The 21684-nt window shown below is 47.8% G+C and carries 28 protein-coding genes; 21 read left to right on the top strand and 7 right to left on the bottom strand.

Annotated elements, in window-relative coordinates:
- Nucleotides 1-32: 32 nt before the first annotated feature.
- The 7 genes from coxB (at nucleotide 33) to eis (ending at nucleotide 6821) form a co-directional block, all read left to right on the top strand.
- Nucleotides 33-1109, top strand: a complete 1077-nt coding sequence (coxB, locus tag ACNA6I_RS07830; protein ID WP_048004173.1) for a cytochrome c oxidase subunit II — start codon at nucleotides 33-35, stop codon at nucleotides 1107-1109.
- Nucleotides 1110-1138: 29 nt separating this feature from the next.
- On the top strand, nucleotides 1139-3010 hold the full coding sequence (ctaD, locus tag ACNA6I_RS07825) for a cytochrome c oxidase subunit I (RefSeq protein ID WP_048013036.1): 1872 nt from the start codon (nucleotides 1139-1141) through the stop codon (nucleotides 3008-3010).
- Entirely contained in the window at nucleotides 3010-3639 is a 630-nt protein-coding gene (locus tag ACNA6I_RS07820) for a cytochrome (ubi)quinol oxidase subunit III (protein ID WP_048004171.1), read from the top strand. The genes ctaD and ACNA6I_RS07820 overlap by 1 nt, the downstream gene beginning before the upstream one ends.
- Before the next feature lie 4 nt (nucleotides 3640-3643).
- Nucleotides 3644-3976 carry a cytochrome c oxidase subunit IVB gene (ctaF, locus tag ACNA6I_RS07815; RefSeq protein ID WP_048004170.1) on the top strand — a complete coding sequence of 111 codons (333 nt, stop codon included), beginning with the start codon at nucleotides 3644-3646 and terminating at the stop codon, nucleotides 3974-3976.
- Between the two features lie 162 nt (nucleotides 3977-4138).
- On the top strand, nucleotides 4139-5047 hold the full coding sequence (ctaG, locus tag ACNA6I_RS07810; protein WP_048004169.1) for a cytochrome c oxidase assembly factor CtaG: 909 nt from the start codon (nucleotides 4139-4141) through the stop codon (nucleotides 5045-5047).
- 40 nt (nucleotides 5048-5087) lie between these two features.
- Nucleotides 5088-5549, top strand: a complete 462-nt coding sequence (locus ACNA6I_RS07805) for a DUF420 domain-containing protein (protein ID WP_048004168.1) — start codon at nucleotides 5088-5090, stop codon at nucleotides 5547-5549.
- A 150-nt stretch (nucleotides 5550-5699) separates the two neighbouring features.
- Nucleotides 5700-6821: an enhanced intracellular survival protein Eis gene (gene eis, locus ACNA6I_RS07800; protein WP_416313133.1), complete on the top strand. Its 1122-nt coding sequence runs from the start codon at nucleotides 5700-5702 to the stop codon at nucleotides 6819-6821.
- A 45-nt stretch (nucleotides 6822-6866) separates the two neighbouring features.
- On the opposite strand, the gene ytvI is transcribed toward eis, so the two are convergent.
- Both ytvI and ACNA6I_RS07790 read right to left on the bottom strand, forming a co-directional pair.
- Complete coding sequence (ytvI, locus tag ACNA6I_RS07795; RefSeq protein ID WP_048004166.1) at nucleotides 6867-7925, bottom strand: sporulation integral membrane protein YtvI; 1059 nt, start codon at nucleotides 7923-7925, stop codon at nucleotides 6867-6869.
- A 141-nt stretch (nucleotides 7926-8066) separates the two neighbouring features.
- Nucleotides 8067-8426, bottom strand: coding sequence for a YugN family protein (locus ACNA6I_RS07790; RefSeq protein ID WP_048004165.1), 360 nt, complete (start codon nucleotides 8424-8426; stop codon nucleotides 8067-8069).
- 316 nt (nucleotides 8427-8742) lie between these two features.
- Between ACNA6I_RS07790 and ACNA6I_RS07785 the strand changes: the two genes are divergently transcribed.
- On the top strand, nucleotides 8743-9795 hold the full coding sequence (locus ACNA6I_RS07785) for a CAP domain-containing protein (RefSeq protein WP_231578818.1): 1053 nt from the start codon (nucleotides 8743-8745) through the stop codon (nucleotides 9793-9795).
- A 29-nt stretch (nucleotides 9796-9824) separates the two neighbouring features.
- Here the strand turns inward: ACNA6I_RS07785 and ACNA6I_RS07780 are convergent, their stop codons facing one another.
- Nucleotides 9825-10304: a PaaI family thioesterase gene (locus tag ACNA6I_RS07780; RefSeq protein ID WP_048013039.1), complete on the bottom strand. Its 480-nt coding sequence runs from the start codon at nucleotides 10302-10304 to the stop codon at nucleotides 9825-9827.
- 135 nt (nucleotides 10305-10439) lie between these two features.
- Between ACNA6I_RS07780 and ACNA6I_RS07775 the strand changes: the two genes are divergently transcribed.
- From ACNA6I_RS07775 to ACNA6I_RS07760, 4 genes are all read left to right on the top strand, one after another.
- Nucleotides 10440-10844: a YlbD family protein gene (locus ACNA6I_RS07775; protein WP_231578820.1), complete on the top strand. Its 405-nt coding sequence runs from the start codon at nucleotides 10440-10442 to the stop codon at nucleotides 10842-10844.
- A 14-nt stretch (nucleotides 10845-10858) separates the two neighbouring features.
- Entirely contained in the window at nucleotides 10859-11095 is a 237-nt protein-coding gene (locus ACNA6I_RS07770) for a YlbE-like family protein (RefSeq protein WP_048004162.1), read from the top strand.
- Nucleotides 11096-11158: 63 nt separating this feature from the next.
- Nucleotides 11159-11536: a hypothetical protein gene (locus ACNA6I_RS07765; RefSeq protein ID WP_063191184.1), complete on the top strand. Its 378-nt coding sequence runs from the start codon at nucleotides 11159-11161 to the stop codon at nucleotides 11534-11536.
- Between the two features lie 55 nt (nucleotides 11537-11591).
- On the top strand, nucleotides 11592-12041 hold the full coding sequence (locus ACNA6I_RS07760) for a YlbF family regulator (protein WP_048004160.1): 450 nt from the start codon (nucleotides 11592-11594) through the stop codon (nucleotides 12039-12041).
- 38 nt (nucleotides 12042-12079) lie between these two features.
- Here ACNA6I_RS07760 and ACNA6I_RS07755 read toward each other — a convergent pair whose 3' ends face one another.
- The gene (locus ACNA6I_RS07755) at nucleotides 12080-12430 is read right to left on the bottom strand and encodes a hypothetical protein (protein WP_053072120.1); all 351 of its coding nucleotides are present in this window, start codon (nucleotides 12428-12430) and stop codon (nucleotides 12080-12082) included.
- Between the two features lie 67 nt (nucleotides 12431-12497).
- Between ACNA6I_RS07755 and ACNA6I_RS07750 the strand changes: the two genes are divergently transcribed.
- Nucleotides 12498-12773: a YlbG family protein gene (locus ACNA6I_RS07750; RefSeq protein WP_048004159.1), complete on the top strand. Its 276-nt coding sequence runs from the start codon at nucleotides 12498-12500 to the stop codon at nucleotides 12771-12773.
- Nucleotides 12774-12800: 27 nt separating this feature from the next.
- Here ACNA6I_RS07750 and ACNA6I_RS07745 read toward each other — a convergent pair whose 3' ends face one another.
- Nucleotides 12801-13190 carry a hypothetical protein gene (locus ACNA6I_RS07745; RefSeq protein WP_048004158.1) on the bottom strand — a complete coding sequence of 130 codons (390 nt, stop codon included), beginning with the start codon at nucleotides 13188-13190 and terminating at the stop codon, nucleotides 12801-12803.
- 339 nt (nucleotides 13191-13529) lie between these two features.
- Between ACNA6I_RS07745 and rsmD the strand changes: the two genes are divergently transcribed.
- Nucleotides 13530-14084, top strand: coding sequence for a 16S rRNA (guanine(966)-N(2))-methyltransferase RsmD (rsmD, locus tag ACNA6I_RS07740; RefSeq protein ID WP_416313132.1), 555 nt, complete (start codon nucleotides 13530-13532; stop codon nucleotides 14082-14084).
- Nucleotides 14085-14106: 22 nt separating this feature from the next.
- Nucleotides 14107-14595, top strand: coding sequence for a pantetheine-phosphate adenylyltransferase (gene coaD / locus ACNA6I_RS07735; protein WP_048004156.1), 489 nt, complete (start codon nucleotides 14107-14109; stop codon nucleotides 14593-14595).
- Nucleotides 14596-14680: 85 nt separating this feature from the next.
- On the opposite strand, the gene ylbJ is transcribed toward coaD, so the two are convergent.
- A complete protein-coding gene (gene ylbJ / locus ACNA6I_RS07730) occupies nucleotides 14681-15889 on the bottom strand; it encodes a sporulation integral membrane protein YlbJ (RefSeq protein WP_048013041.1) in 1209 nt (402 codons plus the stop codon).
- A gap of 163 nt (nucleotides 15890-16052) precedes the next feature.
- Between ylbJ and ACNA6I_RS07725 the strand changes: the two genes are divergently transcribed.
- On the top strand, nucleotides 16053-16832 hold the full coding sequence (locus ACNA6I_RS07725; protein WP_416313131.1) for a patatin-like phospholipase family protein: 780 nt from the start codon (nucleotides 16053-16055) through the stop codon (nucleotides 16830-16832).
- Between the two features lie 5 nt (nucleotides 16833-16837).
- Nucleotides 16838-17890 (top strand): SepM family pheromone-processing serine protease, encoded by a 1053-nt coding sequence (locus ACNA6I_RS07720; protein ID WP_048013042.1) that lies wholly within the window; start codon nucleotides 16838-16840, stop codon nucleotides 17888-17890.
- Nucleotides 17891-17901: 11 nt separating this feature from the next.
- On the opposite strand, the gene ACNA6I_RS07715 is transcribed toward ACNA6I_RS07720, so the two are convergent.
- Nucleotides 17902-19122, bottom strand: a complete 1221-nt coding sequence (locus ACNA6I_RS07715) for a nucleotidyltransferase (RefSeq protein WP_416313130.1) — start codon at nucleotides 19120-19122, stop codon at nucleotides 17902-17904.
- 240 nt (nucleotides 19123-19362) lie between these two features.
- Between ACNA6I_RS07715 and ACNA6I_RS07710 the strand changes: the two genes are divergently transcribed.
- The 4 genes from ACNA6I_RS07710 to ACNA6I_RS07695 all read left to right on the top strand — a co-directional run bounded on the left by ACNA6I_RS07710 (nucleotide 19363) and on the right by ACNA6I_RS07695 (nucleotide 21649).
- A complete protein-coding gene (locus tag ACNA6I_RS07710; protein WP_048004151.1) occupies nucleotides 19363-19905 on the top strand; it encodes a YceD family protein in 543 nt (180 codons plus the stop codon).
- A 60-nt stretch (nucleotides 19906-19965) separates the two neighbouring features.
- The gene (rpmF, locus tag ACNA6I_RS07705) at nucleotides 19966-20139 is read left to right on the top strand and encodes a 50S ribosomal protein L32 (protein WP_034755898.1); all 174 of its coding nucleotides are present in this window, start codon (nucleotides 19966-19968) and stop codon (nucleotides 20137-20139) included.
- Between the two features lie 84 nt (nucleotides 20140-20223).
- Nucleotides 20224-20982, top strand: coding sequence for an enoyl-CoA hydratase/isomerase family protein (locus ACNA6I_RS07700; RefSeq protein ID WP_249931587.1), 759 nt, complete (start codon nucleotides 20224-20226; stop codon nucleotides 20980-20982).
- A gap of 70 nt (nucleotides 20983-21052) precedes the next feature.
- Complete coding sequence (locus ACNA6I_RS07695) at nucleotides 21053-21649, top strand: RsfA family transcriptional regulator (protein WP_048004150.1); 597 nt, start codon at nucleotides 21053-21055, stop codon at nucleotides 21647-21649.
- Nucleotides 21650-21684 lie beyond the last annotated feature (35 nt).

Genomic DNA, 21684 nt, shown 5'->3' with positions numbered 1-21684 from the left:
TCTATTTTACGAAAGAGGGGTTTGATTAAGCTATGAAAGCAAGGCTATCCAAGTGGCGTCTATTCACGATCCTCGCGATGGTGGCGCTCGTCCTTTCAGGTTGCGGGGAACCGTTCCTATCCACTTTACAGCCTGCGGGTGAAGTAGCGCAGGACCAATATGATCTCATGATCTTGTCGACATTGATCATGGTTCTTGTCATCATCGTAGTCGTTATTGTCTACATGATTGCCATTATCCGTTTCCGCAGGAAAAAAGGCGACAAAACGATTCCAAAGCAGGTCGAGGGGAGCCACACACTCGAGATCATCTGGACGGTCATTCCGATCATCCTGCTGTTGATCCTGGCTGTACCGACCGTCACATCAACGTTTAAACTTGCCGATACGAAGGCAATGGACAAAAAGGATGCAGATGGTAAACGGGAAGCACTCGTGATCAACGTCCGTGCCAATCTGTACTGGTGGGAATTCGAATATCCGGATGAGAAGATCATCACATCACAGGATCTCGTTGTACCGACCGACCAAAGGGTTTACTTCAATGTTACAGCTTCTGACGTGAAGCATTCGTTCTGGATTCCGGCAGCAGGCGGAAAGATCGATACGAACGTGGATAACGTCAATAAGTTCTTCCTTGAATTCGATGGGGAAAAAGCGAAGGAAGCAGAGGGGCTCTTCTACGGGAAATGTGCGGAGCTTTGTGGACCTTCCCATGCGTTGATGGACTTCAAGGTTAAAGCGCTTCCGCAGGAGGAATACACTGCCTGGGTTGACGATATGAAAAATGCAGGAGAACCGGAGCCTTCCTCGGACCTTGCAAAAGAAGGACAGGAGATCTTCAATAACAAATGTCTTGCCTGTCACGCTGTTTCACCGCAGGACGGTCGACCGGAGCAGGCTCGGACAGCACCGAACCTTGCCACATTCGGTGAGCGTAACAGGATCGCCGGTGTCCTGGATCACAATGAAGAAGAGCTGAAAAACTGGCTCAGCGATCCGGACCAATACAAGCCTGGTAATAAGATGACAGGTACATACGGCAAATTGACCGATGATGAGATGGATGCACTGGCAGAATATCTCATGGGTCTGAAGGTACAAGATTAAAGGGGAAAGAGTAAAAGGGAGGTTTAATCGTGAGTAGCTACGCACAGAAAAAAGGCTTCGGCGCGACTCTTTGGGATTACCTGACAACAGTGGATCACAAAAAGATCGCCATCCTTTACCTCGCGGCAGGGGGATTCTTCTTCCTCGTCGGTGGTTTGGAAGCCCTTATCATACGTATACAGCTGGCGGTACCGAATAATGATTTCGTAAGCGCCGGTTTGTACAACGAAGTATTGACCATGCACGGTACGACCATGATTTTCCTGGCAGCCATGCCACTGATTTTTGCATTCATGAATGCAGTCGTCCCGCTCCAGATCGGCGCGCGTGATGTAGCATTCCCATTCCTGAACTCATTGGGCTTCTGGCTGTTCTTTGCCGGAGGGGTGTTCCTGAACCTGTCATGGTTCCTGGGCGGTGCTCCCGATGCAGGATGGACGTCTTATGCGTCCTTATCACTGAACTCACCCGGACACGGGATCGATTTCTATGTCCTCGGGCTTCAAATATCCGGGGCAGGTACGCTGATCGGGGGGATCAACTTCCTCGTCACCATCATCAATATGAGGGCTCCTGGAATGACCTATATGCGTATGCCATTGTTCACATGGACCGTATTCGTCACATCCGCTCTCATCTTGTTCGCTTTCCCGGCTTTGACCGTGGGATTATTCCTGATGTTATTCGACCGCATGTTCGGTTCTAATTTCTTCGTTGTCGCCAATGGCGGTAACACGATCATCTGGGAGCATTTCTTCTGGATCTTCGGACATCCTGAAGTATATATCCTCGTGCTGCCGGCATTCGGAATATTCTCAGAAATCATTCCTCATTTCTCGAGGAAGCGTCTGTTTGGATACTCTTCCATGGTATTTGCCACAGTATTGATCGGATTCCTCGGCTTCATGGTGTGGGCTCACCACATGTTCACAGTCGGACTCGGTCCGATCGCCAATGCGATCTTCGCGGTAGCTACCATGGCCATTGCAGTACCAACGGGGATCAAGATCTTCAACTGGCTCCTCACGATGTGGGGCGGCAGTCTCAGCTTTACGACACCGATGCTTTATGCGGTCGCCTTCATACCGACCTTCGTAGCGGGTGGGGTAACCGGAATCATGAATGCATCTGCGACTGCAGATTATCAGTTCCATGATACGTATTTCGTCGTTGCCCATTTCCACTATGTCATCGTAGGGGGAGTCGTATTCGCACTTCTAGCCGGTACACATTATTACTGGCCGAAAATCTTTGGGACCATGCTGAATGACTTCTTAGGAAAGATTACGTTCTGGTTGTTCTTCATCGGCTTCCACCTCACGTTCTTTATCCAGCATTTCCTCGGATTGATGGGAATGCCGCGTCGTATTTGGAAGTTCCTTCCTGGTCAAGGCCTTGACAATGGAAACCTGGTATCTTCCATCGGAGCAGGATTCATGGGCGTAGCTGTCATCTTCCTGTTGATCAATATCATCTCTACACAGGTGAAAGGTGTCCGGGTCGGCAATGATCCATGGGGCGACGGTCGTACCATTGAATGGGCCATTCCGTCACCGCCGCCATTCTACAACTTTAAACAGACGCCGCTTATTCGCGGATTGGACGCGTACTGGCTGGAGAAGATGGAAGGGAAGGACGGGTTGACGCCTGCGGAACCAATCGGTGATATCCATATGCCGAATAATTCCATCATCCCGCTCATCGTTTCGCTCGGTCTATTCATCGCCGCTTTCGGTGCTATGTATCATGTGGATGACAAAGCATGGGCACTTCCTGTCCTGATCATCGGCATGCTGATCACACTCGGAGCGATGTTCTTCCGTTCGGTCCTTGATGATCACGGATACCATGTCCATAAGGAAGATCTGCTTGATGACGACGACAAAGGGGGTAAGGCATAATGCACGCAGATGAAAAATTCACGCCTAAGACCTGGCCGGCCTCCCCTGAGAAGGCCACCCTTGAAGGAAAGAATAAATTTATGGGCTTCTGGTTTTTCCTTGGTGGAGAAACCGTCCTGTTCGGATCTCTTTTTGCCACCTATCTGGCACTGAAGGATAAAGTACCAAGTGACAGCCATGCCCTTGCAAAGGATATATTTGATCTGCCGCTGGCATTCCTTGCCACGATGCTCCTTTTGGTCAGCTCACTGACAAGCGTTTATGCCATGTACCATATGAAGAACTACAACGTGAAAAGGATGCAGGCCTGGTTATTGATCACGGTTCTGCTCGGTGCAGCATTCCTTGCACTGGAGATCTATGAGTTCAATCACTATGTACATGAATATGGTCACACTTTCACTAGTTCTGCTTTCGGATCTGCTTTCTATACCCTTGTAGGCTTCCACGGGGCTCACGTGGCTTTCGGACTTCTTTGGATCGTGACACTCATGCTGAGGAATGCCAAAAGGGGATTGAACCTTTACAACGCGCCGAAATTCTATCTTGCTTCACTCTATTGGCATTTTATCGACGTTGTTTGGGTATTTATCTTTACAGTAGTATATCTAATGGGAATGGTGGGATAAACTGATGGCGAATCAACAATCAAATTCAGGTAACCCAAGCGTGGATTACGAGTACAGACGCAGGAAGAACAAAGAAGATATGCGGATGCAGCTCACAGCATTCATGCTCATGATCTTCTTGACATTGATTGCATTCATTGCTGTGGCAGGGGATTTCGATAAATATTTCGTCCTTCCCTTCATCCTGCTTCTTGCCGTGGTCCAGCTTGTATTCCAATTGTATTATTTCATGCATATGAGCCATAAAGGACATGAAGCTCCGGCGCTTTTCCTGTATTCAGGTGCGTTGGTGGCATTCATCACGATTTTGGCTTTCCTAACCATCGTTTGGATCTAAAAGAGGGAATGACCGGCCACGGAGTTTGTGGCCGGTCATTTTTCTTCATGTTTGAAACGCACTGCCTCAATGTTCATGACTTTGTCAACTGGTCACATTGAAGTGCCTGAGGGGAGTCAGTATAATGAAGGTAAGTGCTATAAGTGAAATGGGGTGTGGAAAATGCCTTTGGGTATTTTTGGATTTATGGCGTTGTGGAGTCCTTTTTTCATTGTGGCTCTTGTATTTTTAACGGCGGTCTATTTTCTGCTGACCGTCAAATGGAGAAGAAGCTTTCCGGATAGCGAACCGCTGACGAAGAAGCAGGCGATCTACTTTATGTTGGGAATGCTACTCCTCTATGTAGTCAAGGGTTCACCCGTCGAGGTGTTGAGTTCCATCCTGTTTTCAGCCCATATGACCCAGATGGCCCTTCTGTATCTGGTCGTCACCCCGCTTCTCATCTTGGGAATCCCTACGTGGGTGTGGAAGGCGGTCATCAAACTTCCGGTCATCAAAAGTGTGTTCGGGTTCATGACGAAACCCTTGATATCCCTGTTGTCATTCAATGTGATTTTCTCGATTTACCATATTCCGATCGTATTCGATCATGTCAGGACGGATCCGACTTCGCATGGCCTCGCCATGACGATCCTCTTCATCCTTTCGTTGTTCATGTGGTGGCCGCTTCTGAATCCGGGGGATGAGGATATTGATCTCAGCGGGCTGAAAAGGATCGGATATATCCTTGGGAGCGCTGTCCTATTGACACCTGCCTGCGGATTGATTATATTTGCTGAGAATCCTTTGTATGCCCCGTACTATGACCCCCAGGAATTCATGAAAGCCCTGGCTCTATGTGTTCCTGCGAATACCCTTGATGGCCTCAGCATCAGCGGCCCTGAATTATTTACGAATATGTCCATTGAGAACGATCAGCAGCTCGGCGGTGTCATCATGAAGATCATCCAGGAGATTGTGTTCGGTGTCATGCTGTTCAATCTTTTCTTCCAATGGTACCGGAGTGATCAAGAAAAGCAGGAGAAGCTATCATATGACCCTGTCATTGATCCATCTTCCACGGAATCGTAAAAAGCACTATTTATACTAGAAAAAGCGAGGATATGAGATTATGTCGTTACCAGTCTTACCTACGATCAGCACGAGCTTTATCGTCCTTAGTGCGATCACCGTTGCCATCGGTTGGTGGCAAATAAAGAAAAGGGAATTCGAAAAACATCAGAAGACCATGACGTTGGCAGGCATCTTTGCCCTCATTTTCTTCATCATCTATGCCAGTCGTACTATATTCATTGGGAACACTTCATTCGGAGGTCCCGATGATCTGAAGATCTACTACACGATCTTCCTCGTTTTCCATATTACATTGGCCACAATCGGTGCGGTTTTCGGGCTGATGAGCTTATGGACAGGCTATCAAGATCGTCTGAAAAGACACAGGAAACTTGGTCCCATCACGAGCATCATTTGGTTCTTTACCGCTATCACCGGTGTAGCAGTATATTTGCTTCTGTACGTCTTTTACCACGGAGGGGAGACGACTTCCGTCATCAAGGCCATTCTTGGAAATTGATCAAACAGCCGCCAGCTTTTTGGCGGTTTTTTTTGTTTTCACGCATTGCAGAACGTGAGTGATTCCGGAACCTGTGGTGGAAGGGGTTGATCAATTAGAGGATATCATATGTTCTTTACCGAATAGTTTAAGGTGGGAGGAGGATATACGATGATACGAACACTTGAAGATCGAGACTATAGCCAGTCCCTGCAGCTATCAGAATACGCGTTTCAACATAAGCTGTCTGAAGAGGAGCGGGAACAAAGACGTGAACAGATGAGGGATCAGAAGATCTTTGGGATCTTCCACGACGATCACCTGGCGGCCAAGCTTCACCTCATGCCTTTTCAAACCTGGTTTGGAGAACGGATGATCCCCATGGGAGGTGTAGCGGGAGTCGCCACCTATCCGGAATATAGAAGGAACGGCTATGTACGGGAACTGCTACTCCACACCCTTGAAGAAATGAAGGGGTCCGGGCAGATCATATCCATGCTCCACCCATTTTATATCGATTTTTACCGGAAATTCGGCTGGGAGCTGTTTGCATCCTATCGTCAGATGACAGTGGGGCAGAAGGATTTAAGTCCTATACCACCCACAATGGGTACCATTCGGCGTGGACGGGTCACCAAAGAATTGAAGGAAATCTATGACCGTTACGCACAGAAACATAATGGGATGCTTGTCCGTACGGATGCATGGTGGAAGAAGAAAGAGGAACGATGGTCCATCGCGACCTATCATGCCAGTGAAATGGAAGGATACATACTATATACGATCTCCGAAGGCACGATGACCGTCGATGAATTCCTCCCTCTGACATCCGGGGCACGGAGGGGGCTGTGGAATTTTATTTGCCAGCATGATTCCATGGTTGAAACGGTTAAGGTGAAACTGGCAGAAGGGGAGGTTTTACCTCTTATGCTGAAAAATCCACGCATCAAGGTGGAGGAATATCCTTATTTCATGGCGAGGGTCGTGGATGTGGAGCCGTTTCTCGCAACGTATCTGCTGGATGCAGGACGCTTCGAAGCCTTTACATTGAAAGTGGTGGATCAATATGCTCCTTGGAATTCGACTACCTATCATCTATCGGTGAATGGGGTGGAACGACGTAAGGGCGACCAAGCAGACGTCGAATTGGACATAAGGGAATTTACAGCTTTCGCCTTCGGCTTTTTGAGTGCCGTGGATTTAGCAGCCATGGGCCATATCGGCGCGGGCGAGGTGACCATGCTTGAATCGATCAGTACGGCAAGGCCGACCTGCTTCCAGGATTTTTTCTGATTCAACGACAAAAGGAGCTCCAGACGGGGCTCCTTTTGTACGGTGTTACAATTTGAAATTGAGCTTGATGATCCCCGCTTCCTTAGCGGAGTTGAACAGGATCAGCAAAAAAGGACCAATGACGAATCCCATGACTCCGAAGAGCTTGAGGCCGAGATACATGGCGATAAGTGTTGCCAGGGGAGAGAGTCCGATATGCGTACCCATGACTTTTGGTTCGACCGTCCTTCTGATGATCAGGAGGATGGCAGCGAGCACTGAAAGCTGCGTCCCAAGACTGATGTCTCCCGTGATGAAGTGGTAAAGAGCCCACGGTCCAAGTATGGCAATGGAACCAACGAGGGGCAGGAAATCAATGAACCAGATGATGACCGACATGATGATGGCCACTTCAGGGGCGATGATGAGCAATCCGATCAACGTCACGATGAAGATGAGGATGCTGACCAGGAACTGAGCCTTGAAGAATCCGAAGAATACCCCTGTCATCCTCGAGATCATAAAGTTTACCTTTTCAGCCGTCGCATCTGTCAAATGACTGTAGATCATATGTTTGATGCGGGGGAGATCAAGCATGAACAGGAACAGTGCAATGAGAAAGACGAGAAGGCTGACCAGGAAGTTGGGTATGTATGTTAGATACGCACTTATCTTTTCTAAATTGAAGGACTGCAGGATCTTGGATTTTGACCGGTCCAGGAAGTGCTGCACATCATTAGAGAATTCCTTTACGATTGTATCGGGGAGGTCTTTGGATAAGTCGAGGAGTCGATCCTCATATTCTTCCCATATGTCTCCTACCTTTGAAATATAGTGAGGGGTGTTTTCAACGAGTTTGACCCCTTCTCCAACGACTTTGGTTGTCACAAAATAACTGGTGACGCCCAAAAGGAGCAAAAAGAGTATAAAGATGCTCATGACCGCCACTTTCCGTTTCCAATCGAAACGCCCTTGAAGCATTCTGACTGATGGTTCCAGAATCAAGGCCGTCATGAATGCCAAGATCAGTGGCAATGAAATGGGCAGTATGAAAAGACAGAGCAGGATGAACACGATGAACAGCCCGAGATAAAGCAAGAACTTTTTGTTTTTAAGTCTAGCCAATGGAGTACTCCTTCCTACGTCACGCTATATCTATATTATATGTGACGGCTAAAAGATTGAACAGTTATTTTGAATGGCGGAAAAGAAATTTCAAAGCAGGCCTGGACATAATAAAAGACTGCCCGGGGGCAGTCTTATGTATTACCAAGCAAATTCGGCTGCTTCTTTCTTAACATCGTTCAAGAGTTTCTCACAGGAGGTGATCAGATGCTTCGGGAAGGTCTCGCCTTCTCCATATTCCACCCCATGAGGATAGTAGTGCTTGCCGAGCAGCGGTGTCAAGAGCTGGATGATGGCATCGTGCTTGCCTATGTCCCCTTCAACGGCATGGCCCTGCAGCCGCAGATAAAACGTGCCTTCGCGAATTTCGAATTTACGGTCATAGGTCACACGTTCATAATCCCATTGACCTGCACGGACGAGTCCGTGGGACTCCATGATGTCATCCAGTCGATTCAAGTCGACTTTAATCTCTTCAAAGCCAGTTTCAGTGAAATGCATTGTATTCCCTCCTAGATGGTCAAGCGATAGCCTTTCCCTTACGAAAAGGTGCCTTATCTTCTCCTATTAATAATAGTGGAAAAAACGTTTTCATGCAATGTCTTCCAGTAGAAGAAGATGACGATTTGCGCAATGTTTTCCTCATTTTCTGAATATAATCCTCATCGACTTCTTGAATCCGAGAATCCCTAGTGTTGAGAGAGTGAAAAATATGCTATCCTTTAATGTAGGCAGATTGAACAAAAGGATACTACCTCTACCACCTGAAACATATAATGATAGTAAATAGAGAAGGGAGGGGGAAGATCTGAAGACCTTGCTTAGGATCGGCATTATTCTGATCATTTTCACCGTGTTCGGAATCTATCAGGATCAGAAACAGGAAAATGAACCGCTAAAGGGTCCTGACGTCCAGACGCTGGAGGACAAAGATGATCAACTGGATCAGTCGACAGAGACCCCGCCTGGAGAAAGACCGAAATCCGGATTATCCGTGTATATCGGTAAGGACGTCAGCGAAATCAAAAAAGAATTCGGAGAACCGGACCGCATTGATGACAGTGCGTTTAACTATGATTGGTGGGTCTACAATGTGCCGGATACTGAGTATATACAATTCGGGGTCAAGGACAAGAAAGTGGTCACTCTTTATGCCATCGGGAACGGCCTTGATGTTGCCCCGTATAAATTAGGACAGAAGCTTGAGGACATTTATCGATTCACCATCGTCGACTCTGAAATCGTCGTCAAGTCTGATTCCGGATCCTATCAATTTGAATTGAATGAAGAGGATCTCAATACAAGACTCCTGGTCCCCCTCGGCGATCTGTATGCCCAATTGTATCTGGACAAGTTCACCGGTGAACTATCGAGTATCCGATTCATGGACAGTGACACCCTTGTTGCGACGCATCCTTATGAAATGATGTATAGAGGGGAACTGGCAGAAGAGGAGCCGCCTTCCGAAAAAGAATGGGAGGAAGTAAACGAAGCGAACGAAAAGCAGATATACGCCATCACGAATATCATGAGGAAGCAATATGGTGAATCGACACTCCAATGGGATGAAACCACGGCGAACGCGGCAAGGGGACACAGCCGGGAAATGCATGACAAAAACTACTTTTCCCATGAATCAGATGCCATGGGCTCCCTGACGGACAGGCTGGATAAACGGGGTGTTTCCTATCAAACGGCAGGTGAGAATATCGCGTCTCAGTACCTTGATGGTCCGGAAGCCGTGCATGGATGGCTGAATTCAGATGGGCACAGGAAAATCCTGTTGGACAAGGCATTCACCCATATCGGTGTCGGGGTGTATAAAGGGTACTATACCCAGAATTTCATCAAACAGCCTGAACTTCCTTAAAGAGATCCCGGACTTCCCGGGATCTTTCTTCATTTCTTAAAGATGAAAAAGGAGCCAGTCGAGTGGGCGATGACCTTGCCATCTGACCGGAGCACTTTTCCCTCAACGACCATCGTCTTCGTCCCGTGATGGATGATCTGTCCTTTTGCAGTCAATTCACCCCCGGTGCCCGGTGCAAGATAATGGACATTCAAGTTGGTTGTCACGGCTCCGTATCCGGAAGGGAGTGCCCGATTAGCCAGTGTCCCCATGATTGTATCCACCATCGTGGCTGTAATGCCGCCATGTACGATCCCGAGAGAATTATGGGTAAGGGGAGTGATCGGGATGGAGAGCGTGAGTGTGTCCTCCTCGTTTTCCCATTCCATTGCGAAAACACCGCCAAGGAGCGGTCCCCCATCCTCCTGTTTTTTCCTCATGCCGGTCAGCAGCTGACGAAGGGAATGAAGATCTTCCTCTGTTGCGTGTTCCATGCACTCATTCAAAAGCCTCGATAAATCTTCTTTCATCGTATTCCATCCTTCTTTCCTTATGATGACTCATTTTACGTCCCGTCCATCGTACTATATCCATGATCGTTTCACCAATCTTTTTCTCCTTTCATACACTGTACTAGGTAAATGTCTGAATGGGAGGTGTGGGGAGTGGGGAAGTTACATCCGAAAGTAAATGAATTCAAGGAATTTGTGAAGAAACACCCTAAGATCATCAAGGACGTGAGGAGCGGTCAGGCAAGCTGGCAGGAGTTGTTTGAGGACTGGTATCTTCTCGGGGAAGATGATACGCGATGGAACAGCTACAGAGCAACCTCCGAGCAAAAGGAAGAGAAAAAAGCAGAGGAATCGAAAAATGGCTGGATGGACCAAGTCGGGGAAATCGTCAAGAAAATGGACGCCAATCAGCTGCAGAAGCATATCACCAACCTAAGTGAAGCGCTGGGGACTGTCCAGGGTGTCATCAGTCAGTTCCAATCCGGTAAGGGAGATACAGCGCCAAGGGAAGAAAAACCCAAACGGCCTTCTCACCCGTTTTCATTCAGACAGGATTAAGGAGGGGACCAGAGTTGAGAAGTGATATTATCGAATACATCCATGCAAGCGATGACTTGAAGCGATATCTCCGGGATGCACCCCAGTGGTATCGCACGCTTTCCAGGAATCCAGATCAACTGGAAAAGTTTGAGATCGCTTCGATTCATCATTTCGAAAAAACAATCCCCCATCGGGTGCAGAAGTTTTCAAACGGCGTGCAGATGGCCTCGATGATGATTTCCATGTTTCAGGCCATGAACAGTGAATGATGAAAAGAGCTCCGGATAATAATTGAAAGGATGGGGATGGCTAATAGCAAGGAGTGATGGAAGATGAAAAGAAGAACCCTTCTTGCTATTGGGCTTGTTACCGTATTATCGGGGTGCAGGGATACCCCACCGGAGCCAAAAAGCGTAGCGGCTTCTGCACACGTGCAAAACAGCTTATCAGTGAAACATCTCACCCGGGGCAACGAGGTGCTAGTAGAGTGCATCGCTACGGGTGTGACGTTTACAGATAAACAAAAGGGTGCCACGGCTGGAAAGATCGTGATCAGATCCGCCACAGCAAACGTGTATGAAGAGCATCGCACGGCTGCTTTTATCATCAAAGGCATGCCAAAGGGAACCCATTTGATCGAACTTGATGTCGTAGGGATGGATAATAAGTCACTCGGCATGAAGAAAAAATTCTATGTGACCATCTCATAGCATATTCGCTTCCGGCCTCTATTTCTGTTAGAATACGGATATGGAGGTGGGCATGATGCTTGCTACTATTGAAAGGATGGAAATCCTGGACACTGCAGATGAACTATCTCAGATGATTTTGCAGTCAGAGGTGGTCGAGTACTATCGCAAGTGTTTATATAAAATGCAAAACAACGAAGAAACGCAGCGCAAGGTAAGGCGTTTCACCAAAATGAAGGACCTGTATGAAGAGGTTCAGCGTTTTGGCCGCTATCATCCCGATTATAAAACGGTGATGAAAGAAATCCGTGAGGTCAAGCGGGAAATGGACCTCGATGATCACGTAGCGGAGTTCCGAAGGGCTGAAAATGAACTTCAGGACCTGCTCGATGAAGTCAGCCTTTTGATCGGGCATTCGGTTTCGACCAATGTCAAGGTTCCTTCTGGTAACCCCTTCTTTTCTTCCGGAGGAGGTTCCTGCGGGGGAGGCTGCGGATCCGGAGGCAGCTGCAGCTGTTCTGCATAAAAGAAATCAGGCGGATCCCATTCCGCCTGATTTCTTTTTTATTTGAAACGGACACAATCAGGACAGAGGTTCCCACAACAGAACATTTTCTCCTGCGGCACATAGAAACGGTGCCGATACACAGAGAGGTCTCCTGCTGCCCTGAAAAAAATCGTTTCCGAGTGGAGCCTTTTCCCCCGCATGGCCCGGGCAGACCATTTCCGGATGCTGTATTCCAGTTCTTCCCGACCAAGTTCCGACTCCACATACAAAAAAGGGATCCCGGCTCGCTTTTGAACCCTGGCGTTCAAGATCTGCTCTTCTGCCTGAAGATGACTGAGGAATAGTTGCCAAATGGTTTCAAGGTCCATCGATTTCACTCCGTTCGCATTGGGTTCACGTGTCATCATGCGCTTGATTGTTTCCTTCGGTTTATGCTAGACTTGAAAAAAAGTGATTCCTAAAAGGGGAAGCAATATGTTGACGGAGAGACAAGGTTTAGTTGTTTATTTACATAGTCTGAAGCATGCGAAGTCCCTTCGTCGCTTCGGAAATGTGCATTACGTATCAAGGAAGATGAAATATGTGGTCCTTTACTGCAACCAGGAAGATCTCCAGAGCATCATGGATAAAATCTCGGGATATTCCTATGTGAAGCGGGTAGACCCATCCCACAAGCCGTTTATTAAGTCCGTGTTCGAGAACTCACGGCCTGATAAGGCGAAAGAGTACGATTATAAGATGGGCTTTTAAGAGATGCCGGGTGACGGCATCTCTTTTCTATTGCAACGGAGGGATGTAGTGATTCAATCTGAGTATGGCAATCAGATGCTGGTAATAGAGCGCCTTTTCAGGATAGAGGGTCGACGGCTTTACATCCATCTCGATGACGGTCTTTCCGAGACCCCTGGCCGTCTCTTCAAACAGGCTGTAGCGCTTGTTCTGAAGCGCGTGTGGATTCGGCACGCCTTCCCTGCAAATGTAGATCGCTTGGAATCCGCCTTCTGTGGTGGGCTCCATCACGACGGCAAGTGACGTGACGGCGCGGTCTTTCACTTCCGTATGAAAGGCCATCATATGCTTGAGCCGGTCTTGGTTGTGTTCAGCAAGCGCCATCAACTCATAAATATCAGAAAATCCTTCTCCGAGCTCGATAAAACGTTGAATCATGGTATTCCCCTTTTCCTTTATGTATTGACATCCATTATTTCAAAATTGGCCATAATAGTAAAGGAGCGCCAAACATAAAAAGCCCTGCAGTCATACTGCAGGGTCCTTCCATATCCATTACTGGATTGAAGGCAAAGGGAGAGGAGAAACCGGAGGAAGAACTTATGGGGAATCGTAAGTCTTCTCCGCGGTTGGCAACAACATCAGTAGAGATGCTGTTACCTACAGTATCACCAAAGACCCATGAAATATACCTACAATCTGAAAAAATCGGGCTGTGGCGATTCTTGTTGAAATATGATAGGATAATGAAGAAAAATACATATATGGTGGATGATTATGAGAGTAATTTCAGGAAGTTTCAAAGGTAGACAGCTGAAGGCCGTACCTGGAAGCGGGACAAGGCCGACAACGGATAAAGTGAAAGAATCCCTTTTTAATATGATCGGGCCTTATTTCGAGGGAGGAACAGCCCTGGACCTCTTTGCGGGAAGCGGTGGCCTCGGGATCGAGGGCTTGAGCAGGGGGCTAGATGCGGTCGTATTCGTGGACCGGGATCATCAGGCAATCAAGACAATCAAAATGAATCTTGCCGAATTGGGGCTTGGAGATCATAGTGAAGTGTATCGCAATGACGCAGTCAGGGCAGTGAAGGCGCTCATCAAAAGGGAAATGACGTTTGATTATATTTTTCTTGATCCACCCTATAAACAGCAGAAGCTCCATGATCTGCTCACGTCCATAAATGAGCATGCACTTCTGAATGAAAACGGTTCCATTGTGTGTGAGCATAGTTCTGATATCCGTTTGGCCGATCAGGTGGGGAGCTTGCATAAGATAAGGGAAGAAACATACGGGATCATTCGAGTTGCCATCTTTAAACAGGAAGATTAAACGAAATCTGGAGGATAGAACTATGACCAACATTGCAGTTTGTCCGGGTAGTTTCGACCCCATTACATACGGACATTTGGATATCATCACGCGCGGGGCGAAGGTGTTCGATAAAGTTCACGTCGTGGTGTTGAGCAACTCATCTAAGCAGCCTTTATTCAGCGTTGAAGAACGAATGGAGCTGATCCGTCAATCAACGGCTCATTTACCCAATGTGGAAGTGGCTTCCTTCCAGGGACTCCTGGTGGATTACGCCAAGAAGGTCCATGCGAGTGCCATCATCAGGGGACTGAGGGCCGTTTCCGACTTCGAGTATGAAATGCAGATCACTTCCATGAACCGCGTCCTTGAAGATGAAATCGAAACCTTTTTCATCATGACCAACAACCAATACTCGTTCTTGAGCTCGAGCATCGTCAAGGAGGTTTCGAAGTACGGCGCAGATATTTCGGAGCTTGTCCCGAAGCCGGTTGAAGAAGCTCTGAAACTGAAACACAAGCAGGCACTTTGATGCTTCTCACAACAAAATCCGAACGGAACCGATATTCAATGAATGCCGGTGGCCGTTCGGATTTTGTTTGTTTCAACCAGGATCTTCAAGGGGACCCCAGCCTTTTTGCGCATAGCAGGCAGTAGAGAAGCAGGCAGACGATCGTGAACAGGGGACCTGCCTTCGACAGGATATCAACCGCATCGATCCAAAAGGAACTAGTCTGCTGAGAAATGACAGGAACTGCCCCTGTCGCTTCTCCATCTGCCACCCGGCCGAAAAGGGGTTTGAACAAGAAGATCGTGATGATGGCAGCAGCGACACCATGGAGGATCCGGGCAAAGAAAAACGGTTTAAACCGGATATCGGTCTCAGCCAATATGCTCGCCACCTGCGCCTGGATGCTGAATCCGCTGAAACCTAATAGAAAGCTGACCAGCACGGCCTGTTGAAACAAGCTCACCTCTCTCAATTCGCTCGTCATCTGTGAACCGAGGGTGATTTCGAATAGGCCCGGAATGACGGGGATGCTCAGGTTAGGCGGCAGCTGGAAGAATGAGAGCAGGGATGAGATGCCTGATGATAGTACTGTCGTGATATGCAAATGGTAGAGAACCTGGTTCAGTACAGAGAAAAGGATAATGAATCCTCCGATCATGAGCAGTGATTGGATCGAAGAAGATACGGCATCGCCAAGCAGCTTACCGAGGGGACGATGATCAGCCATCCGGCTCTCGTGAAGTCCTGCAAAGGCTTCTTTGACAGAGAATTTCCTTCGCGCCGACCGCACCGAGGCTTCTTGATCATTCCTCCCATAGAATCGCATCGTCAGCCCCACAACAACATTCCCTAGATAGTGGGAGAGGGCGAGGATGATGCCAAGGGAGGCATTCTGGAAGAACCCGGCCGATACTGCGCCAAAGATGAAGAGTGGATTGGACGAATTGGTGAAGGAAACGAGACGCTCCGCTTCAATCCTGGATAGCTGTTGTTCCTGACGGAGCCTCGCCGTGAGCCTTGCTCCTGCCGGAAATCCCGAAGCCATTCCCATCGACCAGGCGAACCCGCCGACGCCAGGCACTTTGAAGAGCGGTCTCATCAACGGTTCGAGGAGTATCCCGATCAACCTGACCACACCAAAGCCGATCAGCAGTTCCGATACGATAAAAAACGGCAATAAGGATGGAAAGACGATTTTCCACCAGATATCCAGCCCCCGGGTGGATGCTTCAAGCGATTCCCCCGGCATGGAAATCAGTGCGGCTGCCATCATGAGAGCCCCGCCTGATAATAATACGGTTTTCCATTTAGTCATAGTCAAACGATACCCTCCTAGAGCGTGCTGCCCTGTCTATGGATTTCCTTATAATGTGAAAGTTTGATAAAATAAAGGTAACTTGTCCTCTTATTACCCAATATACTCATAGCGCTTCGAAATAGACCATATGATGAACAAACAGCATGCGGAGGGGATCGCCATGAACAGACCGAAAGTTGGATTGGCCCTTGGCTCAGGAGGGGCAAGGGGGTTTGCCCACCTTGGTGTCCTGAAGGCTTTCGTAGAAGAAGGGGTCCCGGTGGATATGATTGCAGGGAGCAGTATGGGTGCTCTGGTAGGCTGTTTTTATGGAGTCGGCCATCAAATGGAAGACCTTTACAAGCTGTCCACCACATTCAGGAGAAAATACTTTTTGGATTTTACCGTACCGAAGATGGGGTTCATCTCAGGAAAGAAAATCAAGGATTTCATCCGCTTATTCACCCATCAAAAAAATATCGAAGATCTCAACCTCCCCGTCCGTGTCGTCGCCACGGATATTACGAACGGAGAAAAGGTCGTCTTTTCGTCCGGTCCCATCGCGGAAGCGGTCCGTGCGAGCATCTCGATTCCGGGTGTGTTCGTACCTGAAAGAATCAATGGGAGGATTCTCGTGGACGGAGGGGTGATCGACCGGGTACCCGTATCCGTCGTGAAAGAAATGGGGGCGGATATTGTCATCGGAGTGGATGTATCCCACGTGAAGCGAAACGCCGACATCACGACTGTGTACGATGTGATCATGCAGAGCATCGATATCCTTCAGCTCGAGATTGTCGCGCACCGGGAGATCTCATCCGACTTCATGATCCGTCCCCATGTGGAAATGTACAGTACCAGGGCTTTCAAGAATATAGAGGAAATCATCGATATTGGGGAAGATGAAGCAAGGAAAATCATCCCCTCCATCAAAAAAGCACTGGATGATTGGAAGGAGTAGCAACAATGAAAATGAAGACGCTGATCAGGACGCTGATCATCATGACGGTCCTTATGGTGGCCGCATCATTCTATTATCTGCCATACTATGTGACAAAGCCGGGCGATGCCCATGAACTCAGTCCGATCGTAAAAGTCGAAGAAGGATATGATAGTAAGGGCGAGCTCATGCTTACAACCGTCAGGATGGGGAAGGCAAACATTTTTGCCTATATTGTGGCGAGCCTGAGCAAGTATGAGCATATCTATCCGGTGGATGAGATCAGGAGCCCCCACGAGACGGATGAAGAATACAATATCAGACAGCTGCAGCTCATGGCAGATTCACAGAACAATGCCATTGAAGTGGCATACAAAAAGGCAGGAAAACCATATGAATTCCATTATAAAGGGATCTATGTCCTCGGCATCTATCCTTCCATGCCGGCAGAAGACGTATTGAAAGCAGGAGATCGGATCACGAAGATCGATGATCAAGCCTTCCAATCCTCCAAAGAATTCATCTCGTATGTCGAAGGAAAAAAATCAGGAGATCAAGTCGCCATCACCTTTAAGCGGAACGGGAAGACAGAAACGGCTGAAGTCCCCCTGCAGGAGTTTCCTGATATGAAAGATAAAGTCGGTCTTGGGATCACCCTTACAGACGATAAGGAAATCATCACCAATCCGAAAGTGAAGCTGAAGACCGAGGATATCGGCGGTCCCTCTGCAGGCTTGATGTTCAGCCTGGAGATCTTTGATCAGCTGACGAAAGGTGACTTGACCAAGGGGCATGACATTGCCGGAACAGGGACCATTTCAGAGGACGGCACCGTCGGAAGGATCGGCGGGATCGAGCAGAAGGTTGTAGCAGCGGACAAAGCAGGGGCAGAATATTTCTTGGCTCCGGACGAAACCATCACAAAAGAAATGAAAAAGGAATACCCCGATTTGGAATCGAATTATAAGGGGGCCGTCAGAACGGCGAAGGATATCGATACCAACATGAAAATCATACCCGTCAAATCGTTCGATGAGGCTATCGATTTCCTTCAAACGTTAAAAGCAAAAAAAAGCTGATCCCTTTGGGGTCAGCTTTTTTGCAGTTGAAGGGGAGGGGTAGACCACTCCCTTTTCATGGCGACCATTCTGGCATCCATGTCTTTCAGGCCCATGGGGTAAATGCTCGAAGCCCTGATATCAAGGGCTGCCTCGACAGGGGCGGCACTTGATAGTTTGCTGATGAGTGGAAGGGAAATCTCTTTCTTGTGCTGCCGTAGATACTCACGGCCAGAGGCACTCATGGCAAGCAGTCTGATGTATGCCGGACGATCGCTACGGGCTCTCATTTCTTCTTTGCTGACGTTCATCAGGATATGAAGGAGCATCCTCTGTAATCTTGTCCATGTATACCGCTTCGTTTTCAACCTGTTCATACACTCGGAGAAGCTCGAAGATTGCCTGGCACATTCCACGATCCGGTTTTCAATCCCTTCTTCGATTTCATATATACTCCGTAGCTGTTCAATGGGAGTGGAGAGGATTTTATATTGAAGCAGCGGCCAATAGTCTTTCCATTGATGAAGAGAGCCATATGTATCTTCATACGCTTTAAGGGCCTGCATGCTTTCGGGTGGCATCAACGATCGGATCTTCTCCCGGTCCCCATCTCCGAAAAGGGCTTTCCTGATACTCGTTGCGCTTGCAATCGTAGGCGAAGCAAAATGCTCATCATGATAATCAGCTGACTTCCTCGTAACGGTATGAGCCTTCATCCCGCTATCGATCTCATTCCTTGCCTGGATATAGTGGAAGCCGAGGATATTATTCGGTTTGCTCAAATCAATGAAGGACTCCGACAAACCGAGTGACAGGAAGGCCCTTGAGAGGGCGGCAGGATAGCTCAACCCTTCCTTTGAATACATCTTGATGGCCGCATTGTAGTCTGCCTGCCTTGTTTGCAGTGCGTTCGCCGTTGCTTCGAACGTATCAATATCTCCATCTTCACTTCCGAAACAGAAGCTGGAGCATCCCAGAGAATCAAGCAGGGATATTGCTCCTTTAGCGAATACGGAAGAATGCTGGGTCGCAAAGCTGTATGGAAGCTCGATTACAAGGTCCACTCCAGCGTGCAGCGCCATGCCGGCCCTCTCCCATTTACCGAGAAGTGCAGGCTCCCCACGCTGAAGAAAATAACCGCTCATCACCGCCACGGTGACATCGGCACGCGTCAATTCTTTGGTCATTTCGAGATGATGCAAATGGCCGTTATGAAATGGATTGTACTCGACTATGATCCCAGTTGCATTCAATGTATCATCATCCTTTCCGTTTCGTAATGGATATAGGTGGTGCTTTCATCTCCATTATACCCGAAGATCGCTCATCATCTTTAAAATGTGCCATAAAGGAATATGAGAAAATATTTGAAACCTGTCCGATATAAACGTTATAATAGCAACACTGACGTTGAAAAGCGTGTAAAGAAAAAATATTGACAAACGGTATTATGAAAGCTATAATTACCTTTGTTGCCTTGAGGTGATGACAAATTGAAATGGTCAATCATTCAATTACAAAAGTACAGAGATAAAGGAATGGCGATTGATGAAACGGTAGATCTCAACGATATTAAAGAGATTGATCCGCAAGTCATCGAAGTTTCACCGATCCATGTGACTGGCAGGGCCGACATCGCGTCAAATCGTGTCACCTTCCACCTGCATATCGAAGGGAAACTGGTCCTTCCGTGCTCAAGAACCCTTGTCGAAGTGGATGTGCCCGTCGACCTCCATACGATTGAAACGTATCTTCTCGATGAACGGGAGTACGACATGTATGAAGAAGAGGAAGTGCATCGCATCGAAGGGGACGTAATTGATTTAAAACCGGCTATAAGAGAATTGCTGATACTTGAGATTCCCATGCAGGTACTCAGTGATGAAGCGAGGGAACAGGATGAAATGCCTTCCGGTAAGGACTGGGAAGTAATGACGGAAGAACAGGCTCATTCTGTCGATAAAGAGGAAGAGAAGAAAGTAGATCCTCGTCTCGCTGACTTGGCAAAACTTCTTGATCAAAACAAGAAATCTTAAAAGCGAAGTACCAGTTCGTTCTGGCTTCATAGACGACTATCTTTTAAGGAGGTGGGAAGAATGGCAGTACCTTTTAGAAGAACATCTAAAACAGCAAAAAGACAACGTCGTACACACTTCAAACTCAGTGTACCAGGTATGGTAGCATGCCCAAACTGTGGTGAAATGAAACTTGCACACCGTGTTTGCAAAGAGTGCGGAACGTATAAAGGTAAAGAAGTAGTAAGCAAATAATTGCCGACTGCTGCAAAAGCGTGAAGAGACCATGGCTCTTCACGCTTTTTTGCATAGATAAAGGTTAATAAGGAGAGAACAGGATTGGAATCATTTAAGATACATACGAATGAAAGCGGAATCATGAAGTTCGTTCTGAATCGCCCGGAAAAGAGAAATGCCATCAATTTCGACTTGATCGAGGCGTTTTCCCAATGCCTGGATGAATGTGAAAAAGGGGGCGTGAAGTTGCTTCTGATAACAGGTGCTGGGAGGGATTCCTTTTGTTCAGGGGGCGACCTGTCTGCATTTAAAGGGCTAAAAACAGAGAAAGAGAGCTACGGCATGTTGAGGAAGATGGGGGATGTACTGATCCGTCTGGCTTTTCTGCCCGTTCCTACCTTGGCTTTGATCAATGGTACTGCGGTAGGTGGGGGCTGTGAAATCGCAGCGGCATGTGACCTGCGGATAGCGGCGGAAGATGTGAAAATGGGATTCGTCCAGGGAAGACTGGGTATTTCAACAGGATGGGGCGGTGGCACCCTGCTGCATGAGAGGATCTCTTCTCCCCGTGCCATGGAGCTGTTGATGACCGGTAATCTAAGGAGTGCAGAATCCTTGTATGACTTGGGATTCATCAATGCTCTCGTGAGTAACGGACATAGATTGGAAGACCACCCGATCGTAACAAGCATGGAAGAAAAGAGTATGGGGACCTTGAAAGCATATAAACAGCAGCTGCTCGACCGCTGGGACAGGGCTGCACTGACGGAGAATGTAGACAGGGAGATCCGGCGTTGTTCCGAGCTTTGGGCAACAGATGAGCATCATCAAGCGGTGGAAAGATTCTTGAACAAAAAGTAGGGGGACCGATTCTATCTACTCTAGTAAGGGCATAAGTATGGATATATGGATTTTACAGGAGGAGATGGAGATGTCTTCGAATAGACAGGATGCTTGGAACCAGGATGAGGATGTGTTGTTGGCAGAAGTGGTTTTAAGGTATATCAGGGAGGGGGGCACACAGCTCCAGGCTTTTGAAGAGGTGGGGAAGAAACTTTCGAGGACTTCGGCAGCCTGCGGATTCCGGTGGAACTCGTTCGTACGCAAGCAATATAAATCAGGAATCGAGCTTGCGAAGAATCAGCGGAAACAAACCAAAAGGGGTGCACCTCCAGCTAAAAAAGAAGCTTCTCCTGAAGTGGAACAGATCAAGGAAGCGACTGACCTGTCGGTTGAGAGCATCATTCACTATTTGCAACGAGCGGAGGAGTCTGTGCGTCATGAAGAAGAGATCCGGAGCGAGAATCAAAAACTCCTTCATCAAATCGACCAGCTTCAGGAGAAAATGAAAGAAATCGAAACGCAGCTCTATAATTATGAGTCAAAATATTCCCTGCTTGAAGAGGATCACAAATCCCTTCTGGCTATATTCGAAAAAGCAAGGAAGATGGCCCTTCTGCAGGGAAATGAAGATAAGGTCAAATTCCAGATGGATAAAAACGGGAACCTTCAGCGACTGAATAAGTAGAAAAAAATCCGAACCACCGGAATGCCGGGAAGGTT

Origin of the sequence: Rossellomorea sp. FS2, from assembly GCF_047915635.1 — a bacterium.
Taxonomy (GTDB): Bacteria; Bacillota; Bacilli; order Bacillales; family Bacillaceae_B; genus Rossellomorea; species Rossellomorea marisflavi_A.
This window is presented reverse-complemented; position numbering and strand designations above follow the sequence as displayed.

Bases quoted from the DNA above. Each gene is read 5' to 3' on its own strand.
- coxB (WP_048004173.1), top strand. From the start codon at position 33: ATGAAAGCAAGGCTATCCAAGTGGCGTCTATTCACGATCCTCGCGATG.
- ACNA6I_RS07820 (WP_048004171.1), top strand. From the start codon at position 3,010: ATGCACGCAGATGAAAAATTCACGCCTAAGACCTGGCCGGCCTCCCCT.
- ctaF (WP_048004170.1), top strand. From the start codon at position 3,644: ATGGCGAATCAACAATCAAATTCAGGTAACCCAAGCGTGGATTACGAG.
- ctaG (WP_048004169.1), top strand. From the start codon at position 4,139: ATGCCTTTGGGTATTTTTGGATTTATGGCGTTGTGGAGTCCTTTTTTC.
- ACNA6I_RS07805 (WP_048004168.1), top strand. From the start codon at position 5,088: ATGTCGTTACCAGTCTTACCTACGATCAGCACGAGCTTTATCGTCCTT.
- eis (WP_416313133.1), top strand. From the start codon at position 5,700: ATGATACGAACACTTGAAGATCGAGACTATAGCCAGTCCCTGCAGCTA.
- ACNA6I_RS07790 (WP_048004165.1), bottom strand. From the start codon at position 8,426: ATGCATTTCACTGAAACTGGCTTTGAAGAGATTAAAGTCGACTTGAAT.
- ACNA6I_RS07780 (WP_048013039.1), bottom strand. From the start codon at position 10,304: ATGAAAGAAGATTTATCGAGGCTTTTGAATGAGTGCATGGAACACGCA.
- ACNA6I_RS07765 (WP_063191184.1), top strand. From the start codon at position 11,159: ATGAAAAGAAGAACCCTTCTTGCTATTGGGCTTGTTACCGTATTATCG.
- ACNA6I_RS07760 (WP_048004160.1), top strand. From the start codon at position 11,592: ATGCTTGCTACTATTGAAAGGATGGAAATCCTGGACACTGCAGATGAA.
- ACNA6I_RS07755 (WP_053072120.1), bottom strand. From the start codon at position 12,430: ATGATGACACGTGAACCCAATGCGAACGGAGTGAAATCGATGGACCTT.
- ACNA6I_RS07750 (WP_048004159.1), top strand. From the start codon at position 12,498: ATGTTGACGGAGAGACAAGGTTTAGTTGTTTATTTACATAGTCTGAAG.
- ACNA6I_RS07745 (WP_048004158.1), bottom strand. From the start codon at position 13,190: ATGATTCAACGTTTTATCGAGCTCGGAGAAGGATTTTCTGATATTTAT.
- rsmD (WP_416313132.1), top strand. From the start codon at position 13,530: ATGAGAGTAATTTCAGGAAGTTTCAAAGGTAGACAGCTGAAGGCCGTA.
- coaD (WP_048004156.1), top strand. From the start codon at position 14,107: ATGACCAACATTGCAGTTTGTCCGGGTAGTTTCGACCCCATTACATAC.
- ylbJ (WP_048013041.1), bottom strand. From the start codon at position 15,889: ATGACTAAATGGAAAACCGTATTATTATCAGGCGGGGCTCTCATGATG.
- ACNA6I_RS07725 (WP_416313131.1), top strand. From the start codon at position 16,053: ATGAACAGACCGAAAGTTGGATTGGCCCTTGGCTCAGGAGGGGCAAGG.
- ACNA6I_RS07720 (WP_048013042.1), top strand. From the start codon at position 16,838: ATGAAAATGAAGACGCTGATCAGGACGCTGATCATCATGACGGTCCTT.
- rpmF (WP_034755898.1), top strand. From the start codon at position 19,966: ATGGCAGTACCTTTTAGAAGAACATCTAAAACAGCAAAAAGACAACGT.
- ACNA6I_RS07695 (WP_048004150.1), top strand. From the start codon at position 21,053: ATGTCTTCGAATAGACAGGATGCTTGGAACCAGGATGAGGATGTGTTG.